At 60.4% G+C, this 24,618-nt stretch carries 22 protein-coding genes and 1 pseudogene; 9 read left to right on the top strand and 14 right to left on the bottom strand.

All coding sequences use genetic code 11. The features are described from left to right. Positions 1 to 81: 81 nt before the first annotated feature. Both msrA and CAY82_RS15435 read left to right on the top strand, forming a co-directional pair. Complete coding sequence (msrA, locus tag CAY82_RS15440; RefSeq protein ID WP_087502070.1) at positions 82 to 750, top strand: peptide-methionine (S)-S-oxide reductase MsrA; 669 nt, start codon at positions 82 to 84, stop codon at positions 748 to 750. Positions 751 to 753: 3 nt separating this feature from the next. Next, positions 754 to 1,377: a glutathione S-transferase gene (locus CAY82_RS15435; RefSeq protein ID WP_087501987.1), complete on the top strand. Its 624-nt coding sequence runs from the start codon at positions 754 to 756 to the stop codon at positions 1,375 to 1,377. Between the two features lie 155 nt (positions 1,378 to 1,532). Here the strand turns inward: CAY82_RS15435 and CAY82_RS15430 are convergent, their stop codons facing one another. Further along, complete coding sequence (locus CAY82_RS15430; RefSeq protein ID WP_087501986.1) at positions 1,533 to 2,033, bottom strand: ATP-dependent zinc protease; 501 nt, start codon at positions 2,031 to 2,033, stop codon at positions 1,533 to 1,535. Between the two features lie 182 nt (positions 2,034 to 2,215). Between CAY82_RS15430 and CAY82_RS15425 the strand changes: the two genes are divergently transcribed. The 3 genes and pseudogenes from CAY82_RS15425 to CAY82_RS15415 all read left to right on the top strand — a co-directional run bounded on the left by CAY82_RS15425 (position 2,216) and on the right by CAY82_RS15415 (position 4,135). Continuing rightward, on the top strand, positions 2,216 to 3,103 hold the full coding sequence (locus CAY82_RS15425) for an acyltransferase (RefSeq protein WP_087501985.1): 888 nt from the start codon (positions 2,216 to 2,218) through the stop codon (positions 3,101 to 3,103). 2 nt (positions 3,104 to 3,105) lie between these two features. Further along, positions 3,106 to 3,359 (top strand): annotated as a pseudogene (locus CAY82_RS27080) (Putrescine importer PuuP); the annotation flags it as partial. Positions 3,360 to 3,442: 83 nt separating this feature from the next. After that, positions 3,443 to 4,135, top strand: coding sequence for an RHS repeat-associated core domain-containing protein (locus tag CAY82_RS15415; RefSeq protein WP_087501984.1), 693 nt, complete (start codon positions 3,443 to 3,445; stop codon positions 4,133 to 4,135). A gap of 89 nt (positions 4,136 to 4,224) precedes the next feature. On the opposite strand, the gene CAY82_RS15410 is transcribed toward CAY82_RS15415, so the two are convergent. Together CAY82_RS15410 and CAY82_RS15405 are read right to left on the bottom strand one after the other, a co-directional pair. Then, complete coding sequence (locus tag CAY82_RS15410; RefSeq protein ID WP_087501983.1) at positions 4,225 to 4,800, bottom strand: DUF2780 domain-containing protein; 576 nt, start codon at positions 4,798 to 4,800, stop codon at positions 4,225 to 4,227. A gap of 148 nt (positions 4,801 to 4,948) precedes the next feature. Further along, entirely contained in the window at positions 4,949 to 5,920 is a 972-nt protein-coding gene (locus tag CAY82_RS15405; RefSeq protein ID WP_087501982.1) for an RHS repeat-associated core domain-containing protein, read from the bottom strand. A gap of 279 nt (positions 5,921 to 6,199) precedes the next feature. Here CAY82_RS15405 and CAY82_RS15400 point away from each other — a divergent pair, with 279 nt between their 5' ends. Then, positions 6,200 to 7,189 (top strand): RHS repeat-associated core domain-containing protein, encoded by a 990-nt coding sequence (locus tag CAY82_RS15400; RefSeq protein ID WP_256576286.1) that lies wholly within the window; start codon positions 6,200 to 6,202, stop codon positions 7,187 to 7,189. Positions 7,190 to 7,702: 513 nt separating this feature from the next. Here the strand turns inward: CAY82_RS15400 and fdhA are convergent. Continuing rightward, positions 7,703 to 8,902 (bottom strand): formaldehyde dehydrogenase, glutathione-independent, encoded by a 1,200-nt coding sequence (fdhA, locus tag CAY82_RS15395; protein ID WP_015268662.1) that lies wholly within the window; start codon positions 8,900 to 8,902, stop codon positions 7,703 to 7,705. Between the two features lie 271 nt (positions 8,903 to 9,173). Here fdhA and CAY82_RS15390 point away from each other — a divergent pair, with 271 nt between their 5' ends. Next, positions 9,174 to 9,485: a hypothetical protein gene (locus CAY82_RS15390; protein ID WP_087501980.1), complete on the top strand. Its 312-nt coding sequence runs from the start codon at positions 9,174 to 9,176 to the stop codon at positions 9,483 to 9,485. Between the two features lie 13 nt (positions 9,486 to 9,498). Here the strand turns inward: CAY82_RS15390 and purU are convergent, their stop codons facing one another. The 6 genes from purU to CAY82_RS15360 form a co-directional block, all read right to left on the bottom strand. After that, complete coding sequence (gene purU, locus CAY82_RS15385; protein WP_087501979.1) at positions 9,499 to 10,356, bottom strand: formyltetrahydrofolate deformylase; 858 nt, start codon at positions 10,354 to 10,356, stop codon at positions 9,499 to 9,501. Between the two features lie 12 nt (positions 10,357 to 10,368). Next, positions 10,369 to 11,001, bottom strand: coding sequence for a sarcosine oxidase subunit gamma (locus CAY82_RS15380; RefSeq protein ID WP_015268660.1), 633 nt, complete (start codon positions 10,999 to 11,001; stop codon positions 10,369 to 10,371). Between the two features lie 182 nt (positions 11,002 to 11,183). Next, the gene (locus tag CAY82_RS15375; RefSeq protein ID WP_087501978.1) at positions 11,184 to 14,201 is read right to left on the bottom strand and encodes a sarcosine oxidase subunit alpha; all 3,018 of its coding nucleotides are present in this window, start codon (positions 14,199 to 14,201) and stop codon (positions 11,184 to 11,186) included. Further along, entirely contained in the window at positions 14,198 to 14,533 is a 336-nt protein-coding gene (locus CAY82_RS15370) for a sarcosine oxidase subunit delta (protein WP_039613194.1), read from the bottom strand. Before CAY82_RS15370 ends, CAY82_RS15375 begins: the two co-directional genes overlap by 4 nt. 14 nt (positions 14,534 to 14,547) lie before the next feature. Then, a complete protein-coding gene (locus CAY82_RS15365; protein ID WP_063914518.1) occupies positions 14,548 to 15,798 on the bottom strand; it encodes a sarcosine oxidase subunit beta family protein in 1,251 nt (416 codons plus the stop codon). A 15-nt stretch (positions 15,799 to 15,813) separates the two neighbouring features. Next, on the bottom strand, positions 15,814 to 17,067 hold the full coding sequence (locus tag CAY82_RS15360) for a serine hydroxymethyltransferase (protein ID WP_087501977.1): 1,254 nt from the start codon (positions 17,065 to 17,067) through the stop codon (positions 15,814 to 15,816). A 338-nt stretch (positions 17,068 to 17,405) separates the two neighbouring features. Here CAY82_RS15360 and CAY82_RS15355 point away from each other — a divergent pair, with 338 nt between their 5' ends. Next, on the top strand, positions 17,406 to 18,446 hold the full coding sequence (locus CAY82_RS15355; RefSeq protein WP_087501976.1) for a low specificity L-threonine aldolase: 1,041 nt from the start codon (positions 17,406 to 17,408) through the stop codon (positions 18,444 to 18,446). Positions 18,447 to 18,548: 102 nt separating this feature from the next. Here CAY82_RS15355 and mcpH read toward each other — a convergent pair whose 3' ends face one another. The 3 genes from mcpH to CAY82_RS15340 all read right to left on the bottom strand — a co-directional run bounded on the left by mcpH (position 18,549) and on the right by CAY82_RS15340 (position 21,195). Continuing rightward, positions 18,549 to 20,486 carry a methyl-accepting chemotaxis protein McpH gene (gene mcpH / locus CAY82_RS15350; RefSeq protein ID WP_087501975.1) on the bottom strand — a complete coding sequence of 646 codons (1,938 nt, stop codon included), beginning with the start codon at positions 20,484 to 20,486 and terminating at the stop codon, positions 18,549 to 18,551. Between the two features lie 179 nt (positions 20,487 to 20,665). Then, positions 20,666 to 20,968 carry a cell division protein ZapA gene (locus tag CAY82_RS15345; RefSeq protein ID WP_087501974.1) on the bottom strand — a complete coding sequence of 101 codons (303 nt, stop codon included), beginning with the start codon at positions 20,966 to 20,968 and terminating at the stop codon, positions 20,666 to 20,668. Further along, on the bottom strand, positions 20,965 to 21,195 hold the full coding sequence (locus CAY82_RS15340) for a hypothetical protein (RefSeq protein ID WP_087501973.1): 231 nt from the start codon (positions 21,193 to 21,195) through the stop codon (positions 20,965 to 20,967). Before CAY82_RS15340 ends, CAY82_RS15345 begins: the two co-directional genes overlap by 4 nt. Before the next feature lie 276 nt (positions 21,196 to 21,471). On the opposite strand from CAY82_RS15340, the gene CAY82_RS15335 reads away from it, so the two are divergent. Continuing rightward, complete coding sequence (locus tag CAY82_RS15335; protein ID WP_087501972.1) at positions 21,472 to 23,097, top strand: methyl-accepting chemotaxis protein; 1,626 nt, start codon at positions 21,472 to 21,474, stop codon at positions 23,095 to 23,097. Positions 23,098 to 23,232: 135 nt separating this feature from the next. Here the strand turns inward: CAY82_RS15335 and gbcB are convergent, their stop codons facing one another. Further along, positions 23,233 to 24,333, bottom strand: coding sequence for a glycine-betaine demethylase subunit GbcB (gene gbcB, locus CAY82_RS15330; protein WP_087501971.1), 1,101 nt, complete (start codon positions 24,331 to 24,333; stop codon positions 23,233 to 23,235). Positions 24,334 to 24,618: the final 285 nt, after the last annotated feature.

Raw genomic sequence — 24,618 nt, 5'->3', positions numbered from 1 at the left:
GAAATCTGTGCAGGACCTGTGGGAGCGGGTTTACCCGCGAATGCCCCAGCCCCCATCTCAAAGATCTACAGAGGAATGGCCATGGTCCTGCGTTCGGAAATCCTGGTGAACAAAAACGTCATGCCTACCGCGGAACAGGCCCTGCCTGGCCGCGAAACGCCAATGAGCCTGCCCGAGTTCCATTATGTCTTCAAAGACACGCCACTGCTCGGCCCGTTCTTCGAAGGCGCCATCGACTTCGCCATCTTCGGCCTGGGTTGCTTCTGGGGCGCCGAGCGCCGCTTCTGGCAGCGTGAAGGCGTGGTCAGCACGGTGGTTGGCTATGCCGGTGGCTTCACCCCCAACCCTACCTATGAAGAAGTCTGCTCGGGCCTGACCGGCCACACCGAAGTGGTGCTGGTGGTGTTCGACAAGGACAAGGTCAGCTACCGCGAGCTGCTGGCGATGTTCTGGGAACTGCACAACCCGACCCAGGGCATGCGCCAGGGCAACGACATCGGCACCCAGTACCGCTCGGCCATCTACTGCACCAGCCCTGAACAGCTGGAACAGGCCAAGGCCAGCCGCGATGCATTCCAGGCTGAACTGACCAAGGCCGGCTTCGGCGAGATCACCACCGAAATCGACCAGGCACCAACCGTGTACTTCGCCGAGGCGTATCACCAGCAGTACCTGGCCAAGAACCCGGATGGCTACTGTGGTATCGGCGGTACCGGCGTGTGCCTGCCACCGAGCCTGCAGGGTAACTGAAGCATGAGCACGATGACCCTTTTCCACTCGCCATTGTCGCCTTTCGTGCGCAAGGTCATGGTGGTGTTGCACGAGACCGGCCAGCTTGAGCGCGTGCAATTGCAGCCGGTGAACATCAGCCCGGTGAACGGCGACCCGCAGCTTAACCAGGACAACCCGATCGGCAAGATACCGGCCCTGCGCCTGGCGGACGGCACCATACTGCACGACAGCCGGGTGATCTGCGAGTACCTCGACCTGCAGCACGTCGGCCTGCCACTGCTGCCGCGCGAAGGCTCCGCGCGCTGGCGGCGCATGACGCTGGTGTCGCAGGCCGATGCGATCATGGACGCGGCGGTGTCGAGCCGCTACGAGAGCTTCCTGCGGCCTGAAGACAAACGCTGGGACGGCTGGTTGCAAGCACAGGCCGACAAGATTCGCCGTAGCCTGGCCAATCTGGAGCAGGAGCATTTGCCCGAGTTGATGTCCGGGTTCGACCTGGCGGCGATTGGCGTGGCCTGTGCGCTGGGGTATCTGGATTTGCGCCAGCCGGAGTTCGGCTGGCGTGAGCGCCAGCCTGGGTTGGCGGCGTGGTATGCCGAGGTGGTCAAGCGGCCGTCGATGGTCGCCACAGCGCCGGTGGCCTGACAGACGCCGCAATCTCTTGTAGGAGCGGCCTTGTGTCGCGAAAGGGCTGCGAAGCAGCCCCAGGATTTCAGCGACGATGCCGATTTTGCTGGGGCCGCTTCGCGGCCCTTTCGCGGCACAAGGCCGCTCCTACAAGTACCCGGCCAACCTTCAGGTCAGCAACTCGGCTTGCCGGCGGTGAATTTCTTCGCCGGGTTGACCGCCGCCTTGAACTCGCGCAACGCCTTGGAGCCCACCAGCAACGGATAGTTGAAGCTGCTGCGGTCCACCAGGTTGACCTCCACGGTGCGCTTCACGTCACCCAGGCACAGCTCCAGGTCGACCACCGGGCGCTTGGATATTTCCGGCGCATCGCCTTCCTCCTCTTCATCGGCACGGCCCTTGATCTTGCTGATGCGCGAGACCTTGTGCTCGTACACCTTGCCGTCCGAGTCCTTGGTGGCCAGGCGGAAGCGCACCCACTCGTCGCCATCGCGGGTGAACAGCTCGATGTCCTTGGCCGACAGCGACGCAGTGAAGGCTCCGGTGTCCATCTTGGCTTTCAGGGTTTCGCCCAGTTCGGGCAGGGCTATGTTCTCGTAACGGCCATAAAGGGTAGGTTCGGCGGCCATGACCGGCAGCGCCAGCAACGACAACAGGGCAAGCAGAGGTTTCACAGGCAGGCTTCCTTGAGAAGGGTCAGTGCTTAGACTGCACTGGCAGGATAGGTTCGCTGTCACAAGCCTAACCAACATAATGTGAAACATTTGTCCCCGCCGCTGAGCATTGGAAATTTGGCGTAGGCCACGGCCCTGCTTATCATTGCCAACCGTTTATCTCCCACAACAAGAGTCTCTTTATGCGTCGCCTGCTGACCGGCATTCTTACCACCGCCCTGCTGCTGCTCAACACCCTGATGTTGATCGGCCCGCTGCTGGTCTTCGCCCTGCTCAAACTGGTGCTACCTGGGCGTGGCCGTGACTATGCCTCGTGGATGGTGATGTGGGTGGCAGAAACCTGGTCGGAAATCGACAAGGCCATCTTTGCCCTGTGCATTCCAACCAAGTGGGATATCCGCGGTGTCGAGAACCTGCGCAAGGACACTTCGTACCTGGCCGTCAGCAACCACCAGACCTGGGTCGATATCCCGGCGCTGATCGAGAGCCTCAATCGCCGTACACCATTCTTCAAGTTCTTCCTCAAGAAGGAGCTGATCTGGGTACCACTGCTGGGCCTGGCCTGGTGGGGGCTGGATTACCCGTTCATGAAGCGCTACAGCAAGGCCTTCCTGGAGAAGCACCCAGAGCTGAAGGGCAAGGACCTGGAAATCACCAAGGCTGCTTGCGAACTGTTCAAGCGCCAGCCGGTGACCGTGGTGAACTACCTGGAAGGCACACGGTTTACCGAAGCCAAGCGTCAGCAGCAGCAATCACCGTATCGCTACCTGCTCAAGCCCAAGGCTGGTGGCGTGGCCTTCGTGCTGGCTGCATTGGGCGAGCAGCTGGATGCCTTGCTGGACGTGACCATCGTGTACCCCGGCAACAAGGCGCCGGGGTTCTGGGACTTGCTCAATGGCAGCATCAGCCGGGTGATTATCGACATTCGCGTGCGGGAGCTGAACCCAGTGCTGTGGGCGGGGGATTACGAGAATGATCCCGAGTTCCGGCAGACCGTGCAGGCCTGGGTGAACCAGTTGTGGGTGGAGAAGGACCAGCGGATCGAGCAGTTGCGGGCAGAGATGGGCTGATATCTTTACTGCCTGAACTGGATTGCCTGTTCCTGCCGATGATCAACTACCTGCTGATCGGCCTGTTCCTCAACATCGCTTTTTGGCTATCCCGGCGTGGTAGATCGCGCTGGCCTCGATTGCCCTGGCCACGGTGCTCAACGTGGTAGGCATTCACTCTGTGGCCAAAACCAGCAACCTGATTGTCGGGGCACAGATCGTATTCATCGTCGTGTTCGTCCCCCTGTCCTGTCAGTCCCTGGCCAGCGAGCCGCTCACAAAGCCTGATAGTTCTACCAGTTGTGCAAAGCCTCGCAAAGCCCAAGACTGCACGCATACAGCCTTGCGAGGTCGTGCCCCATGTCAGTTCTGCGCGCCTATGGCCCTTATGGGCAACATAATAACGAAGCAAGCCAGGCCCCCATGCTTGGCTTCAACGGTGAGCGGTATGACCCGCTTTGCCATACCTATGCGTTAGGTTTGGGATACCGCAGCTACAGCTTGGTCTTAATGCGCTATCAGGCACCCGATAATCTCAGCCCGTTCAAGCAGGGTGGTATTAACGCCTATGTATTCTGCTCAGGTGATCCAATCAATTATCAAGACCCCACGGGGCATGCGAGATTGAAAATAATTTGGCGGCAAATAAAAGAATCGGTCAAGACACGTGCAGTTCACACCCAAACTCCCAGTTCCCCTGTGGCGCAACATGAAACGCCATCTGGAATTTTGAAAATCTCATCTGGAACAGAATCTAAAAAATCTGTAAATTTCAGCAATTTACCCTTGCGTACGAAATACTTGAATGAACCGCCCATTTCAAAGCAAGACAATTTTAGAGAGCGCGTGGCGCTTATGAAGTATTTTGAAAGTGAGTATTCAGTCAGCGAAGGGTTGTTAAATGAATATGCCTACCTCAACAAAGAGAGCACAGTAGCCATATTCAACAGGTTCACCGTGAATACAGCATACGAAAAAAGACTTGAGACACTTGGTGAAGTACGACGACGATTTGACCTTCTTGAACAGGCCATTCGTAAAACCCGCTCATGACAATCTACTGATCAATGCCGCCCAAAAGCAGGGGCACTGATCGCCCGCCTGAATATTGCCTCTAAATGCTGCTTCAGCGCCCTCTAAATTCATACCGACGGCGTGGCGCCAGGTGCGGGCGTGATCCACAAGCTACCCAGGTTCTGCAGCAATGACCCGGCAATCCCCTGCTGCCCCAGATATTGCAGCAGCAACGGCGCAAACTGCCCGATCATCCCGGTATCCATCCCCAGTGCCTTGAATGCATTGTCCAGGTCGCTGCGGCTTTCCACGTTGTTGCCCAGTGCATTGCTCAATGCCGACTGGCTCTCGCTATTCTTGCCCAGCAACTCACTCAACCCACTCAAGCCACCCAGTGCGCTGGCCCCGGCAAGCAGGTCCAACCCCGGCACCGCCTTGGTCAGCTGGCCATAGTCCTCGCTGCTCAGGTTATTGCGCGCCAGTCCCAACATCGCCCCTGCCCCGCCCACGGCCTGTTCGGGGGTGATATTCAATTGGCTGCCCAAGGTATTGAGCAGATTGGCCTGCGCCTCGGGCGCCTGCACCTGGCCTTGCTGTTGCGGGTTCTGCATGGCCGACACGGCGTTGGCGGCGTCGCTGAGGTTGAAGGCGAAGACCGGGCTTGAGGCCAGGGTCATCAGGGTTGCCAGGGTGAATGCTTTCATCGGGAGAGACCTCGTCGGCCGGGATGGCCTGGGAAACGAGGGGTTTGACTCGTGGTTCTGGCGTTCGTTCCGAACCGGCTATCGATACTCAATCGTCGAAACCCCGTCGTAAGCATTGGGATTTGAAGAAAGAAATGACAGCGCACAGTCAGCTCTCCCCCCTCAACGTTGCGTTAAACCTTTGGATGTCGCGTGCCATTTGATCTTCCAGAGTTATAAACCTGTTGAAATCCGAAGCCTGACCTGCAGTTGAAACTCGCGTAAACCTGAGTGAATGGTGCGCAGGCCTGTCAATCCTCAACTCGTTTATACCTTTACTCCGCACCAACCCTCGCGCAGAATTATCTTTAACCTTGGCAAAATCAATTGCACTTACAGCCAATACAGTGCCTTCTTTCTTCAGGGCTGCATAGCGGCTCGCATTCTCGAACGTATCGGTCACAAAAAATGTACCCGTCGTACTTTCAACGCCATTCTTCAAAATTTTCTTTGCCGCAGCGCCACTTGTTCCGTGATAGCCAACAAAGGTTAGTTGAGCTGCTTGGTTTTTGCCAGACTTCCGAGAAGACTGGAATAATTTACTTAAGGAATTCAATATGGATCCGACTCGAAAATTCCCTGTCGGATCGGCAAAGTTTACTGGGTCACCCGCGCAGTACATGTACGAACTCAGCCATCCCTTACCAAAAGGACTCAAGCTATCCGGACTGCCAAATCGCATCAGGCTGGGGCTATACACTCGATAGCCATTCCCTAGCAGGTAACAACCAGCGATTTGACCAAACATCTCTCCATTAAACCCAAGCAAAGTACCCTTTAAGCGCTCGGAAGATGTAAAACCGTAGGGCGCATAAGCGACATCTGATTTCCCATCATGTTTCGACACACACAAAACAGACAGTTTTGCATCGTGACAAATCAGTCCTACATCATAGAGACCTTCATGGGCTTGGCGTTGAGCAAGCAAACCATGCTCGGCTCTAAAAATTGACTGCTGTTTCGAGCCTTGGATTTGGGCATGCAGATTATTGCCCAGATAAAAATGTAAGGCGAAAGCGACCGTCAACCTGGTATCACGTTTCCCAGAGATCCCTTGTTCGAGCACAGATGCAAATGACATAAATATCACCTCCAGTAGCACGATCACCTCAGCCCATACACTCGCCCAATTCAGGGGATGCCGTCTACTAGCAAAAATGTCAGGTCAAAGCCTAATCCCGACGTACTCGGAGATTGCCTCGGAGAAAGGCCGGAGATCCATATCGTCCAAGAAAAGCAACTGCTAATTCTGCTAGTAGCATGAACGACTCAAGTGAAGTTAGTGTAATTTAAATTCTCGCAATTCCGCCATCGTACTGCCGGGTACCACGGGACTAGCTGAATGTGTTGGAGAACTATCATGGCACACCTCTTCTACCAAAGCGGCAATCTCATCACTTTAAAAGCAGACGGTTATCACCACTCGATTTTCCGGTCCACCAAGCAAATTCTCGCTGAGTCTTTCACTGATAGTGCCCGAAAGCGTGAACTATTAGCGACAGATATGAAAAACTCAATAATGTATGTCCAGGACAGCGCAGAAAAAGAAGAGCATGCATACACCGCTTTTGGGCATTCGACAAACCTACCATCCAAACGGACGTTGCAAGGATTCAATGGTGAATTCATTGATAGACCATTAGGAGCCTATCAACTTGGATTGGGGTATAGAACCTACTCTCCCGACCTAATGCGCTTCCAATCACCCGATAGCCTCGCCCCCTTTGAAGAGGGTGGAATAAACTGTTACACATACTGTAACGGAGACCCTGTCAACTATACGGATCCAACAGGTCATACACTCGTACATTTAAAAAATGGCCAGACAATGAGGGTAGGCAAAAACTCTGCTGTGGCGCTCCCTCATAAATTCAAGCCCTCGACGCTAAAACGTACCACTTCACATGCTAGTGCATTGAAAACCACAGCCCGTCGAGACGCTACCACACCTGAACCCGCGAATTATTTTATGAAAATCACGGAGCCTGATGTATTTAAACAAATCATAGATCACCTCTCATTCAAAGACGTCATTGCCTTTTCCAATAGTTCGAGAACAGTTTATGAGTTTGCACGCCCCACAATCAATAATTACATAAGCAAGATTTTCAATCATCCTGGTAATACCCGAGCGGCTAGCAAAGGCAAGCTCCGTGGTGTGCCGAGCACCTTCAGCCAAACGATTGGCCTACCACGCACAACCTACTTAGACGATATTGACCGCATACAGCCCCTTGGAGGCTATGTAAATTTCTTGCGGTTAATCGAACATAGTCGACAGGTAGCTCGTTTGAATGCCCGCAGAGTGCGACGCGGTAGTCTTGAGGACCTCATCGTCGCTGCTGATTAAAACTGAGCCACAGGCTCCAAAGCCGCTTGCTACAAGCGGCTTTGGATGCTCTAAACCTTTCTCGAACTTAACGAGATTTTACCTCTTCCTTGTAGTCCATTTCCCAAGCCTACTCCCCCCCTCCAGCCATTGCAGTTCTCTGGGTCGCATCCTATCTCGGGCAGCCGCTGCCAATCAGCGATCGGTTTTGACAGGCCGATACCCCAGCAGGTACAGATGCCGGCTGAGTGGCGGGTGCTGCGTTAAGGCTTAAGTGATGTGTTGTCTGTTCTGGCTTCTTCGCGGGTGAACCCGCTCCCACAGGGCCGGCGCTATCTTCAAAATTGATGCATATCTGGAGGGCAACCGTCTTTACTGCCTGTACTTGCCTCATCGCCGGCCAGCCAGCTTCCACAGGTACGGCACCAAGCTTGAGGCTTGCATTTATCCTGTGGGGCTTGCCGGGCGGCGATTGGGCCGGAAGTGCCAAGAAAAAGCCCCTCGATGCGAGGGGCTCTTCTTATTCGACGCTAATTACGCCGCCCCCCACATCTTGTGCGGATCAATCACGAACTTCTTCGGCACACCTGCATCAAACTCGCCATACCCTTCCGGCGCCTGATCCAGGTTGATCACCTGCACGCCAACCACTTCGGCAATGTTGATGCGGTCCCACATGATCGCCTGCATCAACTGGCGGTTGTACTTCATGGTCGGTGTCTGGCCGGTGTGGAAGCTGTGCGACTTGGCCCAGCCCAGGCCGAAGCGAATGCTCAAGGCACCGATCTTGGCGGCAGCATCCACCGCACCCGGGTCTTCGGTCACGTACAGGCCCGGGATACCGATGTTGCCGGCAACGCGGGTAACCTGCATCAACGAGTTCAGCACGGTGGCCGGGGCTTCATGCTTGGCACCTTCGTGGCCATGCCCGCGGGCCTCGAAGCCAACGGCGTCGATGGCGCAGTCCACTTCCGGCTCGCCGAGGATATCGACGATCTGCTCGTGCAGCGGGGTGTCCTTGGACAAGTCGACCACTTCGAAGCCCTGGGACTTGGCATGAGCCAGGCGGGCCGGGTTGAGGTCGCCGACGATGACGCAGGCAGCGCCCAGCAGGCGTGCCGAGGCAGCGGCAGCCAGGCCGACGGGGCCGGCACCGGCGACATAGACGGTGCTGCCTGGGCCAACGCCGGCAGTCACGGCACCGTGGTAGCCGGTCGGCAGGATGTCGGACAGGCAGGTCAGGTCACGAATTTTCTCCATGGCCTTGTCGCGCTCAGGCAGTTTCAGCAGGTTGAAGTCAGCATACGGCACCAGCACGTACTCGGCCTGGCCGCCGGTCCAGTCGCCCATGTCGACGTAACCGTAGGCGCCGCCGGCGCGGGCAGGGTTGACGGTGAGGCAGACACCGGTGTGCATCTCTTTGCAGGAGCGGCAGCGGCCACAGGCGACGTTGAATGGCACCGAGACGAGGTCGCCGATCTGCATGCGTTCGACGTCACGGCCCTTCTCGACGATCTCACCGGTGATTTCGTGGCCCAGGACCAGGCCGACCTGGGCAGTGGTGCGGCCGCGGACCATGTGCTGGTCGGAGCCGCAGATGTTGGTGGAAACCACCTTGAGGATCACGCCGTGCTCGATCTTCTTGCCGCGTGGGTCTTGCATTTTCGGGTAGTCGATCTTCTGTACCTCGACCTTGCCCGCGCCGAGATACACCACTCCACGATTGCCAGACATGCTCTTACCTCGCTTGATTTATATTTATGCAGCGGTGGTGGAACGCGCCGCCGTCCCGGGCGGCTTGAGTTACTGGAATGCACGGAATTGTGGACCCTCAAACCCTGAGTGCACTGACTGAAAACGACAGGCAGTTGCCGTTTCGCGGCAGCACCGGGCCCGCCTATGCCTGCTGGCAGAAGCGCTCGATAGATATGTACCGCAGGGTTCCAGTTGACACTTGGTTTTATGCCACAGCGTCATCACAGCGAACCACACGGAGAAACATTGCATGAATATAAATGACCACTGGAAAAAAGCCGCCGCCAGCCGGGACATCGATCTTGGAACCACATATGCACTGCAACGGAGCGAGAATGTCTTCATGGCAACAGACTGGCTGTTCCAGACTGTTGAGGCGAGCGTTGAGGGGGGCTATGAATATGAATTCGATTGGGATGGCGATGAGCTTTGGGAAGTAGAGTGGAGTGGCTGGGCGGATGACTGGGCCGGCAAGAGGAGAGTCGATGAGCCGTTTCGTAGCAAATACCTGAACGCGCTGAAGGAGGCGATCCAGGGCTACCTGAACGACATCGCCTCCTGATCGCCAATGCGGTTTATAGCACCACAGTCCGGTTGGCGTTGAGGAACACGCGCCGCTCGATGTGATACCCCACTGCCCGCGCCAGGGTCAGGCACTCGATATCACGCCCTTTGGCAATCAGATCTTCCGGGTAATGGCTGTGGTCCACCACCTCGACGCCCTGGGCGATGATCGGCCCTTCGTCCAGGTCGTTGTTGATGTAGTGCGCCGTAGCGCCGACCATCTTCACCCCCTTGTTGTACGCCTGGTGATAAGGCTTGGCGCCCTTGAACCCCGGCAGCAACGAGTGGTGAATGTTGATCGCCCAACCATCCAGGCGCCGGCACAGCTCCGGCGAAAGCACCTGCATGTAACGCGCAAGAATCACCAGCTCGGCACCGGTTTCCTCGATCACCTGCATTACCTTGCGCTCTTGCCCTGGCTTGTCCTTGGGGTCGAGAGGGAAGTGGTAGTAAGGGATCTTGTGCCACTGCGCCAAGGGTTCGAGATCGGGGTGGTTGGAAACCACCGCGACTACGTCCATGGCCAGCTGACCAATGCGCTGGCGATACAGCAGGTCGTTAAGGCAGTGGTCGGCCTTGGACACCATGATCACCACCTTGGGGCGGTGATTCGGTGCGGTCAGTTCGAACGCCATGCCGAACGCATCGCTGCGCTCGGCGAGGCCGGCACGGAAGCCTGCCTCGTCGAAATCGTCCGGCTGACGGAACTCCACGCGAATGAAGAAGCGCCCCGACAGCCGGTCATCGAAGGAGTGGTGCTCCGTCACGTAGCAGCGCTGCTCGAAGAGGTAACGCGTCACCACGTCGACGGTGCCGAGCATGCTCGGGCAGTCGGCGGTGAGAATCCAGGTATCCGGTGCCCGACTCATGTTCTGTTCTCCTTATGCCTCGATGCTCAGGCCGTACTCGGCCGAGGCGTCCTGCAGCCACAGCCACCAGTAGTCGGCAAAGCTGCGACGAATCACCAGCTCCCAGGTGTCCTCGGCGGTGCGGCGGATCACCAGTTGCGACTTGGCGAACACGGTGCCGACAGCCTTGCCCACCGGGAAGTTGTTCGGGTGAACATCATAGCTGGTGGATTTCATCAGCACTTCGCGCACGTTCGGGCCGCGCAGCTCCAGCAGGCTCTGCCCGCCGCTGACGTTGACCACCTGGATGTGCTGGCCTTCGAGGGCCGCGCGCAGCTTCTGTTCGACGGCAAATTCCTGGCCCCCCGGGACGATCAGCAGCCACTCGTCCGGCCCCATCCATTGCAGCGACATTTCGTTGTTGGCGACCACGGTCAGGGCCACTGGCAGCTCCAGGCCCAGGGCCTTGTGCACGCCGGCGGCGAATTCCGGGTCGTGGCCGTCGCCACGGAGGGTCAGGTGGCCGAGGAACTTGCGTTCACGCAGGGTCACGCCTGCGTTCTTGCGGCCTTTGCCAACCAGGCTGGCCAGGTCGGCGTGGTGCAGTGGCGACTGGGCCTTGGCCTCGGCGCCGGGGTTTTGCTGGAAGACGTTGATAGCGCTCATTTCTTACCTGCCTTGAATTCTGTTGATCGCGAAGACCTGAGGTAGAACCTGTAGTCACAGACTGAGGAGACCCAGTGTGGGAGCGGGTTTACCCGCGAAGAGGGCGGTGAATTCACCATCGCATTCGCGGGTGAACCCGCTCCCACAGAGGTCGCATTCCAATCAGAGCTACCGGTGAAGCCTCAAACGTTCTGCCGCTCACCCTTCGGATCGAAGAACACCGAAGACACGATCTCCGCCTCGATCACGCTGCCATCCGCCTGTGGCGAGTACACGCGCTCGCCCATGCGCTTGAGGCCGCCTTTGACCACACCCATGGCGAACGAGTAGCCCAGGGAGTTGGACGCGTAGCTGGAGGTAACGTGGCCAACCATGTCCATCGGGATAGGCTGCTTCGGATCGAACACCAGCTGGGCGCCTTCGGGCAGCCACTTGGTCGGGTCGATCGGCTTCAGACCTACCAGCTGCTTGCGGTTCTCGCGCACGCAGTCCTCGCGGTTCATGCCACGCAGGCCGATCCACGAGTACGGCTTGTTGCGGCCCACGCACCAGCTCATGTTCAGGTCGTCCGGGGTCATGGAACCGTCGGTATCCTGGCCAACGATGATGAAGCCCTTCTCGGCACGCAGTACGTGCATGGTCTCGGTGCCGTAGGGGGTCAGGTTGTACTTCTTGCCTGCCTCGATGATCTGTTCCAGCACGCCCATGGCGTAGTTGGCCTGCACGTTCACTTCGTACGACAGCTCGCCGGTGAACGAGATACGGAACACCCGGGCCGGTACGCCGCCGACGTTGCCTTCCTTCCAGGTCATGAACGGGAAGGCTTCCTTGTCCATGTCGATGTCGGTCAGCTCGCTGAGCAGCTTGCGGCTGTTGGGGCCGGACAGGGTCATGGTGGCCCAGTGGTCGGTGACCGAGGTGAAGTACACCTTCAGTTCCGGCCATTCGGTCTGGTGATACAGCTCCATCCACTGCAGCACGCGGGCAGCGCCGCCGGTGGTGGTGGTCATGATGAAGTGGTTGTCGCCGACGCAGGCGGTCACGCCGTCATCGAAGACCATGCCGTCTTCCTTGCACATCAGGCCGTAGCGGGCCTTGCCCACGTCGAGCTTGGTCCAGGCGTTGGTGTAGATGCGGTTGAGGAACTCACGGGCATCCGGACCCTGGATGTCGATCTTGCCCAGGGTCGAGGCGTCCAGCAGGCCCACGCTGTCACGCACGGCCTTGCATTCGCGGGCCACGGCAGCATGGATGTCTTCACCGGCTTTCGGGAAATACCACGGGCGCTTCCACTGGCCGACGTCTTCGAACTCGGCGCCGTTCTTCACGTGCCAGGCATGCAGGGCAGTGAAGCGTACCGGTTCGAACAGGTGACCACAGTGACGGCCCGCTACCGCGCCGAAGGTCACCGGCGTGTAGTTGGGGCGGAACATGGTGGTGCCCATTTCCGGGATGGTAATACCGATCGAACGGGCGGCGATGGCCAGGCCGTTGATGTTGCCCAGTTTGCCCTGGTCGGTACCGAAGCCCAGCGCGGTGTAGCGTTTCACGTGCTCGACCGACTCGAAGCCTTCACGGGTGGCCAGTTCGATGGCGGCAGCGGTGACGTCGTTCTGCTGATCGACAAACTGCTTGGGTGCGCGGGCAGTGCCCTTGTCGTGCGGCACCTGGAACAGCGCCACGGTGGGCTCTTCCTTGCGCGCAACGGTTTTCGGCAGGCTGCCAACGGTGGCTTTGAAGCCCGCTTCGGTGGCTGCGCGAACGCCGCCTTCGAAGCCATCGGCGATCACATCGCCCAGGGCGTAGACGCCGTTGATGCCACCCACGCATTCGCGCTTCTGCGGAGCATCGCCCGGTACGAAGCCGAGGATGTCTTCACGCCATACCGGGCGACCGCCCAGGTGCGAAGCCAGGTGCACGATCGGGCTGTAGCCGCCGGAGGTAGCGATCAGGTCGCACTCGAGGGTTTCGCCAGGGCTGGTGACCTTGTGTGCCTGCACGTCGATGGCGGCCACACGGGCGCCGGTAACATGCTTGCTGCCCTTGGCCTCGATCACGGCGCTGGAGGTGAGGATGCGGATGCCTTTGGCACGCGCTTCTTCAACCAGCGAGCCACGCGGGTTGTGACGGGCGTCGGCGATGGCGACCACTTGCAGGCCGGCGTCGTGCCAGTCCAGCGCCGCGCGGTAGGCGTGGTCGTTGTTGGTCGACAGCACCAGCTTGCGGCCCGGGGCCACGCCGTAACGGCGTACGTAGGTGGAAACCGCGCCGGCCAGCATGTTGCCCGGCACGTCGTTGTTGCCGTACACCAGCGGGCGCTCGTGAGCGCCGGCAGCCAGCACTACGCGCTTGGCACGCACGCGGTGCACGCGGTGGCGAACCTGGCCGATCGGGGCGCGGTCGCCGAGGTGGTCGGTGAGGCGCTCGTGGATGGTCAGGAAGTTATGGTCGTGGTAGCCGTTGACCGTGGCACGTGGCAGCAGGGTCACTTCCGGCAGGCTTTCCAGCTCCTTGACCACGGCGTTGACCCAATCGGTAGCAGGCTTGCCGTCGAGGGTTTCGCGGGTGTCGAGCAGGCTGCCGCCGAACTCTTCCTGCTCGTCAGCCAGGATCACGCGGGCACCGCTGCGGGCAGCGGCCAGTGCGGCGGCCAGGCCAGCAGGGCCAGCGCCGACGATCAGCACGTCGCAGTGCTGGTTCATGTAGTCGTAGCTGTCCGGGTCGTTCTGCAGCGGCGCGCGGCCAAGACCGGCGGCTTTGCGGATGTACTTCTCGTAAGTCATCCAGAACGATTTCGGGTACATGAAGGTTTTGTAGTAGAAGCCCGGCGGCATCATGCTGCCGCCGACCTTGCCAAGGATGCCCATGACGTCGTTGTTGACGTTCGGCCAGCCGTTGGTGCTGGTGGCTACAAGACCTGCGTACAGCGCCTGCTGGGTGGCACGCACGTTGGGGATCTGGGTGGCTTCGCTGGAGCCGATCTGCAGGATGGCGTTCGGCTCTTCGGTACCGGCGGCGATGATGCCGCGCGGACGCGAGTACTTGAAGCTGCGGCCGACGATGTCGACGCCATTGGCCAGCAACGCGGCGGCCAGGCTGTCACCGGCATAACCCTGGTAGGTCTTGCCGTTGAAAGTGAAGTTCAGGACCTTGCTGCGGTCGATACGGCCGCCGCTGGCGAGGCGATAGGTCTGGCTCATACTTTTTCCCCTTGGCCTTTGACGGTCGACGCGGCGCTGCTTTGCTTGCCGCTGGCGGTCACTTGCGGCTTCTCGCCAATCTTGTAGGTTTCCAGAATTTCGTAGGTCACGGTGTCACGGGTGACATTGAAGTACTGGCGGCAGCCGGCAACGTGGTCCCACAGTTCGTGGTGAATACCGCGCGGGTTGTCACGGTAGAACATGTAGGTACCCCACTCTTCGTCGGAGCAGGCGTTAGGGTCCAGCGGGCGGGCGATGTGCGCCTGGCCAGAGGCGTGGAACTCTTCTTCGGAGCGCAGCTCGCCGCAGTGGGGACAGAAAATATGCAACATGACGGTGTCTCCGGTTAGTGGGCGACGGCGGCAGCGCCGTGTTCGTCGATCAGTGCGCCGCTGTAGAAACGGTCCATGGAGAACGGCGCGGCCAGTGGGTGCATTTCGCCCTTGGCCAGGCTCGCGGCGAAGACGTTGCCCGAACCCGGGGTCGCCTTGAAGCCGCCAGTACCCCAACCGCAGTTGAAGAACATGTTCTTGACCGGGGTCTTGGTGATGATCGGGCAGGCGTCCGGCGAGGTATCGACGATGCCGCCCCACTGGCGGTTCATGCGCACGCGCGAGAGGTTGGGGAACATCTCGACGATGGCCTGCAGGGTGTGCTCGATCACCGGGTACGAACCGCGCTGGCCGTAGCCGACCCAACCGTCGATACCGGCACCGATCACCAGGTCGCCCTTGTCGGACTGGCTGATGTAGCCGTGTACGGCGTTGGACATGATCACGCTGTCGATGATCGGTTTGATCGGCTCGGATACCAGCGCTTGCAGCGGGTGCGATTCCAGCGGCAGGCGGAAGCCGGCCAGCCTGGCCATGTGCCCGGAGTTACCGGCGGTGACCACGCCGACGCGCTTGGCGCCGATGAAGCCTTTGTTGGTTTCCACGCCGATGACCGCGCCGTTTTCCTTGCGGAAGCCGATCACTTCGGTCTGCTGGATCAGGTCCACGCCCAGGGCGTCGGCGGCACGGGCAAAGCCCCAGGCCACGGCGTCGTGACGGGCCACGCCGCCACGGCGCTGCACGGTGGCCCCGAGGATCGGGTAGCGGGTGTTCTTCGAGCAGTCCAGGTACGGGATCTCGGCCGCGACCTGAGCGGTGTTGAGCAGCTCGCCATCCACGCCGTTCAGGCGGTTGGCGCTGACGCGACGCTCGGAGTCACGCATGTCCTGCAGGGTGTGGCACAGGTTGTACACGCCGCGCTGGGAGAACATCACGTTGTAGTTGAGGTCCTGGGACAGGCCCTCCCACAGCTTCATGGCGTGCTCGTACAGATGTGCCGACTCGTCCCACAGGTAGTTGGAACGCACGATGGTGGTGTTACGGGCGGTGTTGCCGCCGCCCAGGTAGCCCTTCTCGATCACGGCAACGTTGGTGATGCCGTGTTCTTTGGCCAGGTAGTAGGCCGTGGCCAGGCCATGGCCGCCACCGCCGACGATAACCACGTCGTAGACCTTTTTAGGGGTTGGCGTGCGCCACATGCGCTGCCAGTTCTCGTGGTGGCTGAGGGAGTGCTTGAAAAGGCCGAAGCCCGAGTAACGTTGCATGGTGTGTGACTCCACTCAGCGGTAAACAGGGAAATCTGCGCACAGGGCCGCGACGTTCTTCGCCACATCGGCTTCGACGTCTGCGTCACCGAGGTTGTCGAGGATGTCGCAGATCCAGCCGGCCAGGGCCACGCACTGGGCGACCTTGAAGCCGCGGGTGGTGACGGCCGGGGTGCCGATGCGCAGGCCCGAGGTGACGAACGGCGACTGTGGGTCGTTCGGCACGGCGTTCTTGTTGACGGTGATGTGCGCGCGGCCCAGGGCGGCGTCGGCATCTTTGCCGGTCAGGCCCTGGCGGATCAGGCTGACCAGGAACAGGTGGTTGTCGGTGCCACCGGAGACCACGTCGTAGCCGCGGTCGATGAATACCTGGGCCATGGCCTGGGCGTTCTCGATCACTTGTTTCTGGTAAGCCTTGAACTCAGGTTCCAGCGCTTCCTTGAAGCACACGGCCTTGGCAGCGATCACGTGCATCAGTGGGCCGCCCTGGGCGCCAGGGAATACCGCAGCATTCAGCTTCTTCTCGATCTCTTCGTTGGCCTTGGCCAGGATCAGGCCACCACGTGGGCCGCGCAGGGTCTTGTGGGTGGTGGTGGTGACCACATCGGCGAACGGGATCGGGTTCGGGTACAGGCCAGCGGCAACCAGGCCGGCAACGTGGGCCATGTCGACGAACAGCAGCGCACCGACCTTGTCGGCGATGGCGCGGAAGCGTGGGAAGTCGAGGGTCTTGGAGTAGGCCGAGAAGCCGGCGACGATCATTTTCGGCTTGTGCTCGACTGCCAGGCGCTCGACTTCGTCGTAATCGATCAGGCCGGTGCTGGTGTCGATGCCGTATTGCACAGCGTTATAGAGCTTGCCCGAGGACGACACCTTGGCGCCGTGGGTCAGGTGGCCGCCGTGGGCCAGGCTCATGCCGAGGATGGTGTCACCGGCCTGCAGCAAGGCCAGATAGACAGCTGCGTTGGCCGAGGAGCCGGAGTGCGGCTGGACGTTGGCATAATCGGCACCGAACAGCTGCTTGGCGCGCTCGATGGCCAGTGCCTCGACCTTGTCCACGTGCTCACAGCCACCGTAGTAGCGCTTGCCCGGGTAGCCTTCAGCGTACTTGTTGGTCAGGCCGCTGCCTTGGGCCTGCATCACGCGCTTGGAGGTGTAGTTTTCCGAGGCGATCAGCTCGATGTGGTCTTCCTGGCGCTGTTCTTCGGCATTCATCGCCGCCAGCAGTGCATCGTCGTAACCCTGGATCTGGTCTTGCTTGCTGAACATCGTGTATCTCCCGGCAGCGATCGTTTTTTGTCGTGGGGCACTGCGGCCCTTTGTGGCGATGTTATGACTGGCCGGGGCAGGTCAGATGCCTGCGCACGCCTTGCAATGGCGCGTTTACGACATTCGCTTTTGTGTCGCCCGTGCCGGCTCTTTCGCGGGTGAACCCGCTCCCACAGGTACGGCGGTGCTTCAATGCTTGCAATGTCTCTGTGGGAGCGGCTTTAGCCGCGAAGAGGCCAGTACAGGCAATGCCGAAATCAAACGCTGCACCGCTTGTATAGGCAACTGCTGAATCGATGGTTTAGAGTGCTGCTCTGCGTCGTTCACAGGACAGTGTCATGACAGATAAGAGCCAACAATTCGCCAGCGACAACTATTCCGGTATCTGCCCCGAAGCCTGGGCGGCGATGGAGAAGGCCAATCATGGCCACGACCGCGCCTACGGCGACGACCAGTGGACCGGACGCGCCGCGGAGTACTTCCGCAAGCTGTTCGAAACTGACTGCGAGGTGTTCTTCGCCTTCAACGGCACCGCCGCCAACTCCCTGGCCCTGGCCTCGCTGTGCCAGAGCTACCACAGCGTGATCTGCTCCGAGACCGCCCACGTCGAAACCGACGAGTGTGGCGCGCCGGAGTTCTTCTCCAACGGCTCCAAGCTGCTGACCGCACCCAGCGTCAACGGCAAGCTGACGCCGCAGTCGATCCGCGAAGTGGCGCTGAAGCGCCAGGACATCCACTACCCCAAGCCACGGGTGGTGACCATTACCCAAGCCACCGAGGTGGGCACCGTCTATCGCCCCGACGAGCTGAAGGCGATCAGCGCTACCTGCAAGGAGCTGGGGCTGAACCTGCACATGGACGGCGCACGCTTTAGCAATGCCTGCTCCTTCCTGGGTTGCAGCCCGGCCGAGCTGACCTGGAAGGCCGGCGTCGATGTGCTGTGCTTTGGCGGCACCAAGAATGGCATGGCGGTGGGTGAGGCGATCCTGTTCTTCAACCGTCAGCTGGCCGAGGACTTCGACTACCGCTGCAAGCAGGCCGGGCAGCTGGCGTCGAAGATGCGCTTCTTGTCGGCACCTTGGGTGGGCCTGCTGGAAGATGGCGCCTGGTTGCGCCATGGCAATCACGCCAACCATTGCGCGCAGTTGCTCGCCTCGCTGGTGAGTGACTTGCCGGGGGTGGAACTGATGTTCCCGGTGGAGGCCAACGGGGTGTTCCTGCAGATGCCGGAGCACGCCATTGAAGCACTGCGCGGCAGGGGGTGGCGGTTCTATACCTTCATTGGTAGCGGCGGGGCGCGGTTCATGTGTTCGTGGGATACCGAGGAAGAGCGGGTGCGCGAGCTGGCGGCGGATATCCGCAGCATCATCGGCGCCTGACAGGCCGCATTCGCGGGTAAACCCGCTCCCACAGGGATCGCGCAGGTTTCAAGGCCTGTGATGAACCTGTGGGGGTTTACCCGCGAAGAAGCCAACACTGATCTAAAGCCTGAACCCACCCATCTGCCGCGCCAGGTCATCAGCCAACCCACGCAACGCCTGGCATTCCTCGCGGCACCCATGCACCTCTGCCGCCGTCTCCCGCGCCAAGTCGGAAATCCCCTGCACGGTCCGGTTGATCTCCTCGGTCACCGCCGACTGCTCTTCGGTCGCCGTGGCCACCTGATGGTTCATATCGCTGATGTGCTCGACCTGATCGGTAATCGCACCCAACGACACCCCAGTACGCTGGCTCGACTCCACCCCACTACCCGTCGCCTGCTGCCCTGCCTGCATCGAACTCACCGCCGAACCCGCGCCCTGCTTCAAGCGCTGGATCATCTGCTGCACTTCGTCGGTGGACAGCTGCGTGCGCCGGGCCAACGTACGCACCTCATCGGCCACCACGGCAAACCCACGCCCCATCTCCCCTGCCCTGGCCGCTTCGATGGCGGCATTCAGCGCCAACAGGTTGGTCTGTTCGGAAATACTGCGGATTACCGCTAGAACTTCATCGATCGAGGCCACTTCGTCGGCCAACTGGCTGACCGCATCGGCTGCCCTGCCGATATCACCCGACATACCCTCGATACCACGGATCGAGCGTTGCACCACCTCACGCGCCTGCAAGGCTTCATCTCGCGCTAACTGCGAGGCCTGGGCCGCATCGCCGGCGTTGCGAGCAATGTCCTGCACGGTCAAACCCATTTCGTGCACGGCAGTGGCAACCATTTCGGTCATTTCCCGCTGGCGCCCGGAACGCTCGGCGGTATTGTCCACCACCTGCGTCACCTGTTCGACCGCCTGATGCAGCCGCTCGGAGGTGTGCAGCACCTCGCCGATCAGCCGGCGCTGGCTGTCGAGGAAGCGGTTGAAACCACGCGCCAGGTCGCCCAGTTCGTCCTGGCGTGAATCGTCCAGCCGGTGACTGAGGTCGCCTGCACCACTACCAATCTGTACCAACGCCGCAGTGACGCGTCGGATCGGCTGCACAAGGCCACGCGCCAGCACCACCACCAGCAACAGCGACACCAGCGCCACGGCACCACCGATCAGGCTGGTCAGCCATACCGCCTGATGCATTTGCGCGTAGATTTCCTCCTCCGGCACCTCGGCCACCAGGGTCCAGTTCAGATCGCGCAGGGGCATGCCGAGCGCTAGGTAGCTTTCGCCGTCTCGGCTGAAGCGGCTGCTGCGCAGGCCTTCGTCGCCGGTCATCAGCGCCTTGGCGGCATCCGCGCCGAGCTGTTCGGCAAGCTGGCGTTTGCCGCTGAAGGCAGCGTCCGGGTGAACCTGGATCAGGCCATCGTTACGCACCAGGAAGACCTTGCCATGCTCGCCAAAGTTGAAGTCATGGATCAGCTTCGACAGCTCGGTCATGCGCAGGCCCATGCCGGCCACGCCGACCAGTTGGCCATTCTTTTCCACGCGATAGTCGATGAACAGCGCCAGCTCGCCCGTGGCACCGTCGATATCGATATTGATCAGGCGCTCGGCGCCGCTGTCGATGTAGCCGTAGAACCACTTGTCCTTGGGGTTGCTGCGGCTGAGAGTACGGTCCAGGCCATTCTCACTGTAGTAATGACCGGTTTCGGTCGAAACGAACAGGGTGGTGAAGGCCTGGTTGCGCTGCTTGGCGGCGGCCAGGTACTCGATGAATGAGGGGGCCTGGGCAGGGTCTTCACCGGCGGCAAGCCAGTCGCGCAACAGGGTGTTGCCGGCAATGTCCGCCGCCGCCACCAGAGGCTGGCCTAGCATGCGCTCGATGTCGTTGCGGATGGCCTCGATACTGGCGGGCAGCGCGGTTTCGACCAGGTAGCGTTCGGTGAGGCGGTTGAGCGCCACCGTGAAGATGATGACCACCACCAGGATGCTCGCCAGCAAGGCTGCGCCCATGCTGGTGATCAACTGCCACTGGATGCTTTTACGCCAGATACGCATGCCCCTACCCCCCGCACATTATTGTTTTGCGGAAAGTGTATACACTTGCGTATCCAGTTAATCCAGTACTCTGAAGCAATCCGCCGCCCCTGTGGGAGCGGGTTCACCCGCGAATGCGATGGTGAAGCCACTGACGTATTTGCGGGTAAACCCGCTCCTACAGGGGCCGCTGCAAGGCCTTATTGTTCGGCAATGGTCCGCACGATCGCATCCACCGTGGCGTCGATCTGCGCCTGGGTACGCTCCAGCGTCTTGCGGTGCTCATCCTGCAGTTCGATCTGCCGCGAACACAGGTTCAGCGCGGCCAGCACCAGCAGCTTGTCGCCGATCAGGGTCGGGTACTGCCGCTTGGTCTGGGCCAGGGCCGTGTTGAGCATCTGCACCGCCTGGGCCAGGGTTGCTTCCTGACCCTCAGGCGCCTTGATCGAATAGTCGCTGCCGAGGATCGACACAACATTGATCGGCTGCGCTCGCAATGTCATGCGCCTACAACGCCGGCGTTGGCGCGCTCGACCAGGGCCTGCAGGCGTGCGGCGGTGCTGCCGTTCTTCTCTTCCTGCTCCATCAGCGACAGCTGCAGGGTTTCGTTCTCTTCCTTGGCCTGGGCCAGTTCCTGGCCGAGGGCGGTGTTCTGCTCGGTGAGTTGAGCGTTCTTCTGCATCAGGTCGTTGACCAGTTGCTCGATTTGATTCAGGGAGGCTTCCAGCATGGGTCTATCTCTGGTTGTTGCGAGGGGCGCACACGATAAAGAAAAGTGCGGCCCATCGCTATTAAATATCGGATTCACGAGGTGTCTAACCCGCAGATTGACAGGGTAACCGGCGCCTTGTTCCGACCTGGGTCAACCGCCGGTCAGGAACACCGGAGCCGCCGCGCAATTTTGCCAGGTGCACACTCAAGACTGACCGGTCACGACCGATACTCAAGGAGTCACATCCTGTCGCACAGGTTGCGTCTCCCTCACTTGCCTGGATCTGCCCGTACCATGTCATTACGCAACATGAATATTGCCCCGCGCGCACTGCTTGGCTTTGCGCTTATCGGCCTGCTGATGCTCGGCCTTGGTATCTTCTCCCTGGTACAGATGGGCAACATCCGCCAGGCCGGCCTGGTCATCGAACAGGTCAGCGTGCCCGCCATCAAAACCCTCGATGAGCTCAACGCGCTGAACCTGCGCATGCGTAGCCTCGCCTACCGCCTGCTGGTGAATCGCGAGCCGCAAAACCAGCTGGACACCCTCAACCTGATGGATCAGCGCAACCAGGAGATCGACCGCGCGCGCCAGGTCTACCTGCCGCTGATCAGTGCCGCCGACGAACAGGCCGCGTACGACCAATACGTACAGTTGCTAAACCAGTACCGCCAGCTGGAATCGCACATGCGCAGCCTGAGCCAGGCCGGCCGCCTCGACGAACTGAGGGAGGTTCTCAACCGTGACGTGCTGACCACCTCCGAACAGATCAACAAGATCATGGAGACCCTGGTGCGCATCAATACCGAGCAGACCCGTGACACCAACGCGAAAGCCGCCAGCCAGTACGACGTGGCGTTCTCCCTGGTGATCGCCCTGTTGGTCGCCGCCACCGTGCTGACTTTTGCCTGCGCCCTGCTGTTGACCCGCAGCATCGTCAAGCCGATTGACGAGGCGCTCAGGTGCGCCGAACAAATTGCCGACGGCGACCTGACCCACGTCATCCATACCGAGGGTACCGACGAAGCTGCCCGCCTGCTGCGCGCCATGGCCCGCATGCAGGACAAGCTGCGCGACACCTTGCTGCTGATTGCAGGCTCTGCGACTCAACTGGCCTCGGCTGCCGAGGAGCTGAACGCCGTCACCGACGAAAGCGCCCGTGGCCTGCAGCAGCAGAACAACGAAATCGAACAGGCCGCCACTGCGGTGACCGAGATGACCAGCGCCGTGGAAGAGGTGGCGCGCAATGCAGTCAGCACCTCGGAGGCCTCCAGCGAAGCCAGCCGTTCGGCTGGCGATGGCCGCGACCTGGTCATGGAAACCGTGGGTGCCATCGAGCGCATGAGTGGTGACGTACAGGCCACCGCCAAGCTGATTACCCACCTGGCCGAACAGTCGCGTGATATCGGCAAGGTGCTCGATGTGATCCGCGGCCTGGCAGACCAGACCAACCTGCTGGCACTCAACGCGGCGATCGAGGCGGCACGTGCCGGCGAGGCAGGCCGTGGTTTCGCCGTGGTTGCCGATGAAGTGCGGGCGCTGGCCCACCGTACCCAGCAGTCGACCAGCGAGATCGAGCGGATGATCGGCAGCATTCAGGGCGGTACGGAAGAGGCCGTGGACTCGATGCGCACCAGCACCGAACGTGCCGAATCGACGCTGAATATCGCCCGTGGCGCAGGCTTGGCGCTGGACACCATTGCCGGGGCGGTGGCGCAGATCAACGAGCGCAACCTGGTGATTGCCAGCGCGGCGGAAGAGCAGGCGCAGGTGGCGCGGGAAGTGGACCGCAACCTGGTGAACATCAATGACTTGTCGGTGCAGAGTGCTACCGGGGCGCATCAGACCAGCGCGGCGAGTGCGGAGCTGTCGCGGTTGGCTGTCGATCTGAATGGCTTGGTAGCGCGCTTCCGCACCTGACTTCATATAGCCGGGGCCGCTTTGCGGCCCATCGCGACACAAGGCCGCTCCCACATAGACCGGCGTAACCGGGACCTTTGTGGGAGCGGCCTTGTGTCGCGAAAGGGCTGCAAAGCAGCCCCCTGCATTCCCGGGTCAGTAATCGATCCGCACATCCCCTTTCGGCACACTGCAGCACGACAGGATGTAGCCCTCGGCTTCGTCCTCTTCGGTAATGCCACCGTTGTGCTCCATCTCCACTTCGCCGCCCAGCTTGAGCACCTTGCAAGTACCGCAAATACCCATGCCGCAGGCTTTCGGGATCATCAGGCCAACCTTGGCCGCCGCCGCGTGCACCGTCTCGCCCGGGGCGATGCGGATGCTTTTCTCGCTGCCGATGAACTCCACCAGGTTGAGGTCGGCCACATCCAGTTCCGGTGCGTCGGCAGCCTGTTCGGCATGCTCGACCGCATCGGCCTTGGCTTCCGCTGGTGTCGCACCGAACGACTCCTCGTGGTAGTTCTTCATGTCGAAGCCGACCGCCTCGAGCATGCGCTTGACCGCAGTCATGTATGGCGTCGGGCCGCAGCAGAACACAACGCGGTCCATGTAGTCCGGCGCGATCAGCTCCATCAGGCGCTGGTTCAGGTAGCCACGGTAACCCGCCCAAGGCTCGCCCAGGCCATGCTTCTCGCAAATGATATGCAGGCTGAAGTTGGGGATGCGCGAAGCCATCTGCTCCAGCTCGCGGTGGTAGATGATGTCCTTCGGCGAACGGGCGCTGTGCACGAACACCATGTCGACATTGCCGTTGGTGTCGTAGAACCAGCGCGCCATCGACATGACCGGGGTGATACCGACACCGCCCGAGAGGTACAGCACCTTCTGCGCCGGGAAGTCGATGGCGTTGAACAGCCCCACCGGGCCGTGCACCGGCAGCTCGGCACCTTCGTGCATGGTGTCGTGAAGGAAGTTGGACACCAGGCCACCCGGCACACGTTTGACGGTAATCGAAAAACTATAGGGCACCGATGGCGAACTGGAGATGGTGTAGGAGCGCATCACCGGCTTGCCTTCGATTTCCAGCTCAAGGGTGACGAACTGCCCTGGCTTGAAGAAGAACATGATCGGCTGGTCGGCCATGAAGCAGAAGGTGCGCACGTCCCAGGTCTCCTGGATGACCTTGACACAGCGCACGATGTGGCGGCCGTTGGCCCAGGTCTGGGTGGTGACCGGATTGAGGAAGGTATCGGACATGTTCATCTCCAGCAGCCGACTATCGGCCTTTTTATGGCTTGGATAATGCGCAAGCTGAAGACGACGTACATTCCTGCCAGCGACATCGGCGTGCTTATCGCGACCAGCCCCGCGCCACAAGGGCTGGCGCGTCGTAATTCAAATCGGCCATGTCGCCCATGGATACGGTTCTTGGCGCCTTCGGACGCACACTCCACGGCAAACAACATGCTGTTTCTTGATGAGCAGCCTTGCGGCACCACAACAACGATTAGCCACCTTTTGCCGGCCGCACACGGCCCCGAG

The organism is Pseudomonas sp. SID14000 (assembly GCF_002165135.1).
GTDB lineage: Bacteria > Pseudomonadota > Gammaproteobacteria > Pseudomonadales > Pseudomonadaceae > Aquipseudomonas.
The sequence above is the reverse complement of the archived record's forward strand: the minus strand, read 5'-3'. Positions and strand labels throughout refer to the sequence as shown.

What these genes read in the sequence shown, in the direction of transcription:
- msrA (WP_087502070.1), top strand. Translation starts at nt 82, where the DNA reads ATGGTCCTGCGTTCGGAAATCCTGGTGAACAAAAACGTCATGCCTACC.
- CAY82_RS15435 (WP_087501987.1), top strand. Translation starts at nt 754, where the DNA reads ATGAGCACGATGACCCTTTTCCACTCGCCATTGTCGCCTTTCGTGCGC.
- CAY82_RS15425 (WP_087501985.1), top strand. Translation starts at nt 2,216, where the DNA reads ATGCGTCGCCTGCTGACCGGCATTCTTACCACCGCCCTGCTGCTGCTC.
- CAY82_RS15415 (WP_087501984.1), top strand. Translation starts at nt 3,443, where the DNA reads ATGTCAGTTCTGCGCGCCTATGGCCCTTATGGGCAACATAATAACGAA.
- CAY82_RS15410 (WP_087501983.1), bottom strand. Translation starts at nt 4,800, where the DNA reads ATGAAAGCATTCACCCTGGCAACCCTGATGACCCTGGCCTCAAGCCCG.
- CAY82_RS15405 (WP_087501982.1), bottom strand. Translation starts at nt 5,920, where the DNA reads ATGTCATTTGCATCTGTGCTCGAACAAGGGATCTCTGGGAAACGTGAT.
- CAY82_RS15400 (WP_256576286.1), top strand. Translation starts at nt 6,200, where the DNA reads ATGGCACACCTCTTCTACCAAAGCGGCAATCTCATCACTTTAAAAGCA.
- fdhA (WP_015268662.1), bottom strand. Translation starts at nt 8,902, where the DNA reads ATGTCTGGCAATCGTGGAGTGGTGTATCTCGGCGCGGGCAAGGTCGAG.
- CAY82_RS15390 (WP_087501980.1), top strand. Translation starts at nt 9,174, where the DNA reads ATGAATATAAATGACCACTGGAAAAAAGCCGCCGCCAGCCGGGACATC.
- purU (WP_087501979.1), bottom strand. Translation starts at nt 10,356, where the DNA reads ATGAGTCGGGCACCGGATACCTGGATTCTCACCGCCGACTGCCCGAGC.
- CAY82_RS15380 (WP_015268660.1), bottom strand. Translation starts at nt 11,001, where the DNA reads ATGAGCGCTATCAACGTCTTCCAGCAAAACCCCGGCGCCGAGGCCAAG.
- CAY82_RS15375 (WP_087501978.1), bottom strand. Translation starts at nt 14,201, where the DNA reads ATGAGCCAGACCTATCGCCTCGCCAGCGGCGGCCGTATCGACCGCAGC.
- CAY82_RS15370 (WP_039613194.1), bottom strand. Translation starts at nt 14,533, where the DNA reads ATGTTGCATATTTTCTGTCCCCACTGCGGCGAGCTGCGCTCCGAAGAA.
- CAY82_RS15365 (WP_063914518.1), bottom strand. Translation starts at nt 15,798, where the DNA reads ATGCAACGTTACTCGGGCTTCGGCCTTTTCAAGCACTCCCTCAGCCAC.
- CAY82_RS15360 (WP_087501977.1), bottom strand. Translation starts at nt 17,067, where the DNA reads ATGTTCAGCAAGCAAGACCAGATCCAGGGTTACGACGATGCACTGCTG.
- CAY82_RS15355 (WP_087501976.1), top strand. Translation starts at nt 17,406, where the DNA reads ATGACAGATAAGAGCCAACAATTCGCCAGCGACAACTATTCCGGTATC.
- mcpH (WP_087501975.1), bottom strand. Translation starts at nt 20,486, where the DNA reads ATGCGTATCTGGCGTAAAAGCATCCAGTGGCAGTTGATCACCAGCATG.
- CAY82_RS15345 (WP_087501974.1), bottom strand. Translation starts at nt 20,968, where the DNA reads ATGACATTGCGAGCGCAGCCGATCAATGTTGTGTCGATCCTCGGCAGC.
- CAY82_RS15340 (WP_087501973.1), bottom strand. Translation starts at nt 21,195, where the DNA reads ATGCTGGAAGCCTCCCTGAATCAAATCGAGCAACTGGTCAACGACCTG.
- CAY82_RS15335 (WP_087501972.1), top strand. Translation starts at nt 21,472, where the DNA reads ATGTCATTACGCAACATGAATATTGCCCCGCGCGCACTGCTTGGCTTT.
- gbcB (WP_087501971.1), bottom strand. Translation starts at nt 24,333, where the DNA reads ATGTCCGATACCTTCCTCAATCCGGTCACCACCCAGACCTGGGCCAAC.